Below are 11718 nucleotides of genomic sequence, written 5' to 3' on the forward strand. Positions count from 1 at the left end.
CCCTGGTTTCATACCTATCTTTACAGCAATACTAATGAATACTCACACCTGTGTAAAAAACCTACACCTGTCAGGCACTAGTTCCCCCCTTAAAAAGGCTACGGTGTATACACAAGTCAAATTACCCCCCTTAATCCCTCCGATGCATTGGCTATGGTGTACACACAAGTTCTGTCCACATACGTTTCAACTCTTTTACCCACATTTTTGTCAGATGTCAGAGTTAAGCTGTCATACTTACCGATATCCCGCCCAGAACTAAAGTTCAGGGCTAATAGCTGAAGTCCATTTAAGTGGACTGAATAATCAATTTAGTCCACTTAAGTGGACTTGGGCTATGAGACTCGGAATTTATTCCGAGGCGGGATAGGAACGCAGTGCGAGATTTATTAATAAAGATATGGCTGCGACAAAACTTGTGTGTACACGGTAGGATGCATTGGGGGGTAACAGGAAATCTAGTTCATTAGAAAGGCTACGGTGTACTATAAGTCACCAGTTTTATCCCAATACGCTTGGGATAAGCCAGAAACCCCTCATGTAAAGACGCGATAAATCGCGTCTAAAAAACTGACACGTTAGAGAGACGCGATAAATCGCCGTCTCTACAAAAGAGATTATCAATGCAGTGGATCAAGCAACAAGCAAACAACTTTCTGATCAAGCTCTCCTGCGTTGTACATTGAGAAATTTTAATTTCCCCCGTTATGATTAGAGTTAGTAGCCATTACGGGTGCAAACTAGAATATTGAGTAATTAACTTAAGACAACAAGAAACTAAAAGGTAAACTTGATTATTATTTCTATTAGTTATTAAAGCTAAACAAACTAACCTCGCTAAACGTTATACACCACTGGCAGTAAAGCTGATTGCCCTCAGTCAAGAATTCAATTTCAACTCTGTTTCACTAACCTTTGTGCTATGCACAGTTAGTACTGAGGAAACTTGGCAATAAAATAACTAGGTACTCACAGCTAATCAGATGATAAAAATTTTTTGCTAAAGGGAGTACCAGAAAAGCTAAAAGCATTAATAGAGAGTTACGATAAACTCTCTCCTTTGAGAAAACCTTCTTTAAACACCAAAACCCAGGAAATTCTTTAGAGATAAGGCTATGGCAACCGAACAGTTAACTAGAGACAGCGACAATCTAGATTTAAATCAGCTACTAAGAACGCTGAATGCTGTTAAACAAGGTGAATTCTCTGCTCGGATGCCCATAGACCATACTGGTGTAGCGGGTAAAATAGCTGATACGCTCAATGATATTATTCACCAGAATGAGCGGATGGCAGCAGAACTACAACGGATTGGTAACGTTGTCGGCAAAGAAGGCAAAATTGCTGAACGCGCCTCTCTCGGAGATGTTCATGGTTCGTGGTCAGATTGCGTTAATTCTGTCAATACTCTGATTACAGATTTAGTTCAACCAACAGCTGAAACTACTCGTGTAATTCGGTCAGTCGCCAATGGTGACTTATCGCAAACGATCGCAACAGAAATTGATGGCAGACCCCTCCAAGGAGAGTTTCTCCAAACTGCTAATATTGTCAACACGATGGTAGATCGGCTTGGTTCTTTTGCTTCGGAAGTAACGCGGGTGGCGCGTGAGGTGGGAACCGAAGGGAAGTTGGGCGTTCAAGCCGAAGTGCAAGGTGTTGCTGGCACTTGGAAAGATTTGACGGATAACGTTAACTTGATGGCGGGTAATCTCACCGGACAAGTTCGCAACATTGCCGAAGTTGCAACTGCGATCGCTAATGGTGACTTATCCAAAAAAATCACTGTGGATGTGAAAGGCGAAATCTTAGAGTTGAAAAATACCGTCAACACGATGGTAGATCAACTTAATTCCTTTGCATCAGAAGTGACACGAGTTGCCCGTGAGGTGGGAACTGAAGGTAAATTGGGCGTGCAAGCCGAAGTTAAGGGTGTAGCAGGTACCTGGAAAGATTTAACCGACAACGTTAACTTGATGGCAGGGAATTTGACAGCCCAAGTCCGTAACATTGCGGAAGTGACAACGGCGGTAGCGAATGGCGACCTTTCCAAGAAAATCACTGTTGATGTCAAAGGCGAAATTTTAGAGTTGAAAAACACCGTCAACATCATGGTGGATCAACTTAATTCCTTTGCATCGGAAGTAACAAGAGTTGCCCGTGAGGTGGGTGCAGAAGGAAAATTAGGCGGTCAAGCGGAAGTTCGCGGGGTAGCGGGTACGTGGAAAGACCTGACCGACAGCGTAAACTTTATGGCGGGAAGCTTGACGGCACAGGTACGGAACATTGCGGAAGTGACTACGGCGGTTGCAAATGGCGACTTATCCAAGAAAATCACTGTCGATGTGAAAGGTGAAATTCTGGAGTTGAAAAATACCATCAATACAATGGTGGATCAACTTAATTCCTTTGCATCGGAAGTGACGCGGGTTGCCCGTGAGGTGGGAACTGAAGGGAAGTTGGGCGTTCAAGCAGAAGTCCGGGGAGTAGCGGGGACTTGGAAAGATTTAACTGACAACGTTAACTTAATGGCGGGTAATCTTACCGGACAGGTGCGAAATATTGCCGAAGTTGCCACTGCGATCGCAAATGGCGATCTATCTAAAAAAATCACCGTCGATGTTAGAGGTGAAATTTTTGAACTCAAGAATACCATCAATATCATGGTGGATCAACTTAGTTCCTTTGCATCGGAAGTAACACGGGTTGCCCGTGAGGTGGGCAGTGAAGGTAAGTTAGGTGTGCAAGCCGATGTGCGCGGTGTCGCTGGCACTTGGAAAGATTTAACCGACAGCGTGAACTTCATGGCGGGAAGTTTAACGGCACAGGTGCGGAATATTGCCGAAGTGACTACCGCCGTTGCAACAGGCGACTTATCCAAGAAAATCACTGTCGATGTCAAAGGTGAAATTCTGGAGTTGAAAAACACCATCAACACAATGGTGGATCAACTTAACTCTTTTGCATCAGAAGTCACCAGGGTTGCCCGTGAGGTCGGCAGTGAAGGTAAACTGGGCGTGCAAGCAGAAGTTAAAGGAGTTGCTGGCACTTGGAAAGATTTAACTGACAGCGTGAATTTCATGGCGGGAAGCTTAACGGCACAGGTGCGGAATATTGCCGAAGTGACTACCGCCGTTGCAACAGGCGACTTATCCAAGAAAATCACCGTCGATGTCAAAGGTGAAATTCTGGAGTTGAAAAATACCATTAATACAATGGTGGATCAACTCAGTTCCTTTGCCAGTGAAGTGACGCGGGTGGCGCGTGAGGTGGGAACAGAAGGTAAATTGGGTGTACAAGCAGAAGTCAAAGACGTTGCGGGTACTTGGAAAGATTTAACTGACAGCGTGAACTTCATGGCGGGAAGCTTAACGGCACAGGTGCGGAACATTGCCGAAGTTACAACTGCGATCGCTAATGGTGATCTATCTAAGAAAATTACTGTTGCTGTCAAAGGCGAAATTCTGGAACTCAAGAATACCATCAATATCATGGTGGATCAACTCAACTCCTTTGCATCGGAAGTGACGCGGGTTGCTCGTGAGGTGGGAAGCGAGGGTAAACTGGGTGTACAAGCAGATGTGCGCGGCGTGGCTGGCACTTGGAAAGATTTAACCGACAGCGTGAACTTCATGGCGGGAAGTTTAACGGCACAGGTGCGAAACATTGCCGCCGTCACCACAGCCGTAGCTAATGGCGACTTATCTAAGAAAATCTCCGTTGATGTCAAAGGTGAAATTTTGGAGTTGAAAAACACCGTCAACACAATGGTGGATCAACTCAACTCCTTTGCAAGTGAAGTGACGCGGGTAGCGCGGGAGGTGGGAACAGAAGGGAAGTTGGGCGTACAAGCGGAAGTTAAAGGTGTAGCCGGAACTTGGAAAGATTTAACTGACAGCGTAAACTTCATGGCGGGAAGTTTGACGGCGCAAGTGCGAAACATTGCCGAAGTTACCACGGCGGTAGCAAACGGTGACTTATCCAAGAAAATCACCGTTGATGTGAAAGGTGAAATTCAGGAGCTTAAAAACACCATTAATACAATGGTGGATCAACTAAATTCTTTTGCATCGGAAGTTACAAGGGTTGCCCGTGAAGTGGGAACGGAAGGTAAATTGGGTGTGCAAGCTTACGTCAGAGGAGTTGCAGGCACTTGGAAAGATTTGACGGATAACGTTAACTCGATGGCGGGTAACCTCACGGGACAAGTTCGCAACATCGCGGAAGTTACCAAGGCGGTAGCTAATGGCGACTTATCTAAAAAAATTACCGTCGATGCCAGAGGCGAAATTTTGGACTTGAAGAACACCACCAACACAATGGTTGATCAACTTAGTTCCTTTGCATCAGAAGTAACGCGGGTGGCGCGGGAAGTGGGAACTGAAGGGAAGTTGGGCGGACAAGCGCAAGTGCAAGGTGTTGCAGGGACTTGGAAAGATTTAACAGATAACGTTAACTCAATGGCGGGGAACTTAACGGCACAAGTACGTGGTATCGCCAGAGTTGTAACGGCAGTTGCTAACGGTGACTTGAAACGAAAACTGATGTTAGATGCCAAGGGAGAAATTGAAACCTTGGCAGAGACAATCAACGAGATGATTGATACTCTAGCGACGTTTGCCAATCAGGTAACCACAGTGGCGCGGGAAGTGGGAATTGAAGGGAAGTTAGGTGGACAAGCTAGAGTCCCTGGGGCGGCTGGGACTTGGAAAGATTTGACAGATAATGTGAACGAACTCGCTGCTACACTGACAACCCAGTTGCGAGCGATCGCAGAAGTTGCTACAGCTGTAACTAAGGGCGATTTAACTCGTTCAATTGCCGTCGAGGCACTAGGCGAAGTAGCGATACTCAAAGACAACATCAACCAGATGATTGCCAACCTGCGGGAGACAACGCAGAAAAATACTGAGCAAGATTGGTTGAAAACTAACCTAGCCAAGTTTACCCGAATGCTGCAAGGGCAGCGAGACTTGGAAACCGTATCTAAACTAATTCTCTCAGAACTAGCACCCTTGGTAGGAGCGCAACACGGCGTATTCTTCCTGATGGACTCAGCAGAAAATACACCGTATTTGAAACTAATTAGTAGCTACGCTTACCGCGAACGCAGACATCTGGCTAACCGCTTCCACTTGGGTGAAGGTTTGGTGGGACAATGCGCTTTAGAAAAAGAGCGAATTCTATTGACCGACGTACCAAGTGATTATGTCAGAATTACCTCTGGTTTAGGAGAAGCGGCTCCACTTAATGCCGTGGTGTTACCTGTACTCTTTGAAGGGCAGGTGACAGCGGTGATTGAATTAGCATCCTTCCGTCGCTTTAGCGAAATTCATCTGACATTCTTCGACCAGCTTACCGAAAGTATAGCGATCGTCCTCAACACGATCGCAGCATCCATGCGAACCGAAGAACTACTCAAGCAGTCGCAATCTTTGGCTGAAGAACTCCAAACCCAGCAAAATGAACTCCGGGAAACCAACAAGCGCTTAGAACAACAAGCCCAATCACTCAAAACCTCAGAAGATTTACTCAAAGGACAACAAGAGGAGTTGCAACAAACTAACGCTGAGTTAGAAGAAAAGGCAGAGTTGTTAGCCATACAAAAGCAAGAAGTCGAGCGCAAAAATCGTGAAATCGAACAAGCAAGAATGTCTTTGGAAGACAAGGCTGAACAACTAGCCCTTTCTTCAAAATATAAGTCTGAGTTTCTCGCCAATATGTCCCATGAACTGCGGACACCGTTGAACAGCTTGTTGATTTTGGCGAAGTTGTTGGCAGATAACATTGATCACAACCTCACTGCCAAGCAAGTCGAATACAGCCAGACAATTTACTCAGCAGGTACTGATTTGTTGGCGTTAATTAATGACATTCTGGATCTCGCTAAAATTGAATCTGGAACTATGTCGATTGACATGACCCAAATGCCATTATCAGAGTTGGGCGACCAGATTGAGCGTACCTTCCGGCAAATAGCTCAGAACAAAGGACTTGCCTTCGCAATTGAATTTACCCCCGAATTGCCAAACAGCATCTATACAGATGTCAAACGCTTACAACAGGTGTTGAAAAATCTGCTCTCCAACGCTTTTAAATTTACAGAGCAAGGGGAAGTCCGCTTGCGGATTGCGCTAGCGAAGCAAGGATGGAGCAACGACCAGGAAACTTTGAATCGCGCCCAAAATGTCATCGCCTTCTCAGTCAGCGATACAGGTATTGGCATTGCCCCCGACAAGCAAAAAGTGATTTTTGAGGCATTTCAGCAAGCCGATGGCTCTACCAGTCGGAGATACGGTGGTACTGGATTGGGCTTATCAATTAGCCGCGAAATCGCTCGTCTTTTTGGTGGCGAAATTAAACTGGTCAGTCAACCAGGTCAAGGCAGCACCTTTACGTTCTTTTTCCCACAATTGATTCCCGACTCTACATCGACACTCCCCACTCCTGGTTCAGCACAGACGCGATTAATTGCGTCTGTACCTACTTCCCACTCCCCACTCCTAAATGACGATCGCGCTGCGATTGAAAGAGGCGATCGCGTGTTACTAATTGTCGAGGATGACATTAATTTTGCGCGTATCCTTCTAGATATGGCGCAACAGCATGGATTCAAGGTGATCACTGCCCAAACAGGCAGTACAGGTTTGATGCTAGCGCAGCAATTCCAGCCTTCAGCCGTTTTACTAGATATCAGGTTGCCAGAAATGGATGGTTGGACGGTGTTAGATCGTCTGAAACATGACCCAAATACCCGTCACATTCCTGTACATATCATGACAGTTGAGGAAGGAAAACAACGCGGTTTGCAACTAGGTGCGATCGCATATCTGCAAAAGCCCTTAACCAGTGAGACAATATCTGAGGCGTTGGCCAAAATTAAAGGTTTTGTTGAGCGCCAAGTGAAAAATTTGTTAGTAGTCGAAGACGACGACACTCAACGGCTTAGTATTGTCGAGTTGATTGGCAACAGCGATGTTGCTACCACTGCTGTGGGCACTGGTACAGCTGCTCTAGAGGCTATTCGCTCCCAGCATTTTGATTGCCTCGTTCTCGATTTAGGGCTACCCGACATGACCGGGTTTGAACTGATCGAGCAGATAAAGCTTCTACCTCACGGCAAAAATTTACCAATTATTGTCTACACAGGTAGAGAAATTAGCAAAGTTCAAGAAACGGAACTCAGACGGATTGCCGAAACAATCATCATTAAAGATGTGCGATCGCCCGAACGTCTCCTTGATGAAACAGCATTATTTTTACACCGAGTCCAAGCAAATTTACCTGCACCCAAACGCCAAATACTTGAACAACTGCATTCCATAGACTACTTACTGTCTGGCAAAAAAGCGCTAATTGTAGACGACGATGTGCGTAATATCTTCGCACTCACAAGTATGCTGGAGCGTTATCAAATACAAGTGTTATATGCTGAAAACGGCAGGGAGGGAATTACCCTGTTGGAAACTACACCAGATATTGATGTCGTTTTGATGGACGTAATGATGCCAGAAATGGATGGTTACGAAACGACACGCCAGATTCGCCAAAACGAGCAATTTCAATCTTTGCCAATCATTGCGCTGACCGCTAAAGCCATGCAAGGCGATCGCGAAAAGTGTATTGAAGCCGGTGCATCTGATTACATCACCAAACCCGTAGATACTGATCAACTGCTTTCACTCTTGCGTGTTTGGCTATACCGATGAAGGAGGCAGGGAGCAGGGGGAATAAGAAGGCAGAGAAAAGGGATTATTATGAGACATCTTGAGGGTAAAGTTGCATTAGTCACAGGTGCTACGCGGGGAATTGGTAGGGGAATTGCCATTGGCTTGGGTGAGGCTGGGGCAACTGTATATGTTACCGGGCGCAGCCTCAATAACTCTTCCAGTGATGCAGTTTCAGGGAGTCTTAGCGAAACCCAATCAGCCATAGAGGAAGTTGGTGGCGTGTGCATTCCCGTCCGAGTAGACCACAGCGACGATGAGCAGGTACGTTTACTGTTTGAGCGCATCCAAGATGAGCAGGATGGACAACTCGACCTCCTGGTGAATAATGCTTACTCAGGAGTTCAGGCATTAAAAGACGCTTATGGGCAGCCATTTTGGGATTGTGAACCAAGTATTTGGGATGCTAGCAACAACGTTGGTCTTCGTAGCCACTATGTTGCGAGTGTTTTTGCTGCCCGAATGATGACCAAGCGTCACTCTGGACTAATTTGCACCATTTCCTCGTGGGGTAGTATGTCTTATATATTTAATACAGCATACGGTGCTGGGAAAGCAGCTTGCGATCGCCTAGCGGCTGATATGGCTGTTGAGTTAAAACCCTATAATGTTGCTTCTGTTTCAATTTGGCCAGGTATTGTTGGTACTGAGCTTTTTTCCCGTTTTGCTTCTGAAATGAATCAAACCAATGATCCTGAAAAGAATAACTCATTTCTTAGCGATCGCTACAACTGGGAAACTCCCTTATTAACTGGACGGGTGATTGCTACACTTGCTTGTGAGCCAAATGTCATGCGCCGTACAGGACGTGTGCAGATTGTTGCCGAACTAGCTAAGAAATATGGAATTGTAGATGAAAATGGCGATCGCCCTGCATCTCTACGCTCTTTACGTTTTGTGCTGCCGGCTGCATTACCTCTACTAAGAAATTACTCATGGCTCATACCCGATATTAAAGTGCCGTGGTCACTACTACTACTGAATGCCCTTAGCTCGCCTAAAATTTAATGGGCATAGGGCATTAGGACAGAAGAGACGCATTTTATCATGCAGCAATGAGTCTTTGATACGAATGGTACTAAGTTACCTGACTGTTTGACTGGTTCCCAGCCTAGAGGCTAGGAACTCATCCTGGAGGCGGAGCCTCCAGGGGCTTGATGAGAGGCAGAACCTCTCAGGATACATTCCCAGCCTAGAGGCTGGGAATAAGGTGATAAATATGCAAATTTTGTCGCACCTTCACCAAACAAGCTGTTTGCGATCGTAAAAGTTTGTATCCTGAATTAATAGGTCTTAATTAAAGTTCTTTTAAAACTGGTGCAAGAAGATTTTAGGCTAATTGTTGATTTAGTTTTAGTTTTGGGCGTTGCAGCCTGCGGTGGACTGTTGGCGGCACTTTTGCGGCAACCCGTGCTGCTTGGCTATCTCATTGGCGGGATGATCATTGGCCCAGCCGGTCTAGGACTAATTAAAGAAGTTATTCAAGTAGAGACTTTGGCACAGTTCGGTGTCGCCTTTTTGTTATTCGCCTTGGGTGTGGAATTTTCTTTTGCGGAACTCAAGAAGGTAAAAGCGATCGCTCTTGGCGGAGGTGGACTCCAGATTGCTCTGACAATTTTGGTCACAGTTGTAGTATGCGCATTAACCGGAGCCTGGGGAGCCTTACCTGCTAAGGGCATGTTTTTGGGGTGTATTCTGTCTTTGTCTTCCACAGCAGTTGTTCTCAAGTGCTTGATGGAACGCAACGAAACAGAAACGCCTCACGGGCAAGTGATGCTAGGGATTTTGGTAGTACAGGACTTGGCACTGGGACTGATGTTAGCAGTCTTGCCAGCCCTCAACCAACCCGCAGAAACCATTGGTATCACTGTCCTCACAGCGCTAGCTTCGATTGGTTTATTTGCCGCTGGTGCAATAGCTGCGGGGATTTGGCTAATACCGCCTTTGTTGCGACTGTTAGCCCGTACCGAAAGCCGAGAACTATTTTTATTAGGAGTTGTAGCCCTGTGTTTAGGCATTGCCCTATTGACAGAGCATTTGGGGCTGTCGATTGAAATGGGGGCGTTTGTCGCCGGTTTGATGATTTCTGAGGTGGAATACGCCGATCAAACCCTGACTTATGTGGAACCGCTGCGAGATATCTTTGCCAGTTTATTTTTTGCCGCTATTGGGATGTTAATTGACCCAGTGTTTCTGTGGAATAATCTGGAATTGATTTTAGGATTGGTGGCGCTAGTTTTCGTAGGTAAATTTCTGATTATCACGCCCCTAGTCAAGCTGTTCCGCTACCCTTTAAAAACAGCCATAATCGCCGGTTTGGGACTGGCGCAAATTGGGGAATTTTCCTTTGTTCTCGCCAGTGAAGGGCAATCTTTGGGGCTGGTGTCCCGACAAATATACTTATTAATTTTGGGAACCACCGCAGTCACTCTCATGCTTACTCCCTTTGTCCTGCGGTTAGTGCCATTTTTATTTAATTTTGCCGAATCAATGCCCTGGTTGAAACCCTATTTAGAAGAAGATGAGGCGCGGGATGTGTCGGAAGATTTGCCTTTCAAAGACCACGTGGTAGTCTGCGGTTATGGGCGAGTGGGCAAGAATTTGGTGAAGTTGTTGCAGCAACACGACCTGCCAATGGTAATAATCGACCAATCAGAGAGTAGAATTCAACAGTTACGTGAGGCTGGGCTGCCTTATGTCTATGGCAATTGCGTGAGTTTACATGTTTTGGAAACCGCCGGGGTGAATCATGCCAAAGGAATGGCGATCGCACTTCCAGACCCCATGAGTACCCGTCTTTGCTTGAAACGCGCTCTGGAATTGTGCCCAGAATTAGATTTGGTTGTCCGTGCTACCCAGGATAAAAATATTGAGGTGCTGTATCAATTGGGAGCAAAAGAAGTTGTCCAACCAGAGTTTGAAGCCAGCTTAGAAATGGCAACTCATTTATTAACTAGCTTAGGCTTGTTGTCGCCAGCTGTCGTCCAACGCGAAATGCAGCAAATCCGCAACGATCATTATTTAGATTTGCGACCAGAGCGTTCTGCAACTGAAGTTGCCCGCGATTTGCGCCAAGCAACTCGCGATTTAAATCAGCGCTGGTATCCTCTACCATCTAATTCGCCCTTAATTGGTATGAGTATAGAGGAAGCAGATATGCGCTACTTAACAGGAGCGAGTTTGATGGCAATTCGCCGCGCTAATGGTGATGAAATCGATTATCCCAATAATCAAACTAGATTAGAGGATGGCGATCGCTTGCTGGTAGTCGGAGCAGATGAAGAACTGGCAGCTTTGGCAGAATTTGCTAAAGGACAAGCTGCTGTTCCCGGAGAAAATAGTGCTTGCCAGTGGATTACAGTTAATGCAGATACGCCAACCCTAGGTAAAACCCTTGCAGATTTAGATATAAGCAAGCAATTTGGAGTACAGGTACAGGCGATCCGGCGCGATGGCAAGTTTATCCGCTATCCTGATGGCGGTATGGATTTGCGAGTTGGCGACCAAGTATTATTATGTGGTGGCTTGACAGGTCTGAGTCAACTACAACAGTTATTTGCGATCGCCAGTTCAGTACCCCTTTCTATTCCAGTGGTAAAAGCTGCTGAGGCAGAAGCCCTCAAAGAGTTTCTGCCTACGGATAGTGTAATTGATTAACTAGTTCGGAATTTGGATCAGGGCGAATACCTTATTAACAGCAGCCGTCGATGCGCCGGATGCTAAAATTCCTATGGAAATGAGGTGCTTGCCGATGAAGTAGGAATCGCATCAATACGGTTCGGATAAGGTTTTTTGATGAAAGTTATAGATCACAAAGACGCGATAAATCGCCGTCTCTACAAAGGACTGATTATTGTAAAAACGGCGATTTATCGCGTCTCTTCCCTTAACCGAACCGTATTGCAAGGTAAATCAACCTGAGTTCGGGATAAGGAAAGGGACAGGTAGTAAGCTGAAAATAACGTCAAATCCAGCACCTGTCCTATGTTTA

The 11718-nt window shown here is 45.9% G+C and carries 3 protein-coding genes; all 3 read left to right on the forward strand.

From position 1 onward, the window contains the following. Positions 1-1115: 1115 nt before the first annotated feature. Positions 1116-7709, forward strand: a complete 6594-nt coding sequence (locus ACEYW6_RS34610; protein ID WP_412983356.1) for a HAMP domain-containing protein — start codon at positions 1116-1118, stop codon at positions 7707-7709. Between the two features lie 48 nt (positions 7710-7757). Then, a complete protein-coding gene (locus ACEYW6_RS34615; protein ID WP_412983357.1) occupies positions 7758-8735 on the forward strand; it encodes an SDR family NAD(P)-dependent oxidoreductase in 978 nt (325 codons plus the stop codon). A 309-nt stretch (positions 8736-9044) separates the two neighbouring features. Continuing rightward, positions 9045-11384 (forward strand): cation:proton antiporter, encoded by a 2340-nt coding sequence (locus ACEYW6_RS34620; protein WP_412983358.1) that lies wholly within the window; start codon positions 9045-9047, stop codon positions 11382-11384. Positions 11385-11718: the final 334 nt, after the last annotated feature.

Source organism: Nostoc sp. UIC 10607 (assembly GCF_047228265.1).
GTDB classification, from domain to species: Bacteria; Cyanobacteriota; Cyanobacteriia; order Cyanobacteriales; family Nostocaceae; genus Nostoc; species Nostoc foliaceum_A.

Bases quoted from the DNA above. Each gene is read 5' to 3' on its own strand.
- ACEYW6_RS34610 (WP_412983356.1), top strand. From the start codon at position 1,116: ATGGCAACCGAACAGTTAACTAGAGACAGCGACAATCTAGATTTAAAT.
- ACEYW6_RS34615 (WP_412983357.1), top strand. From the start codon at position 7,758: ATGAGACATCTTGAGGGTAAAGTTGCATTAGTCACAGGTGCTACGCGG.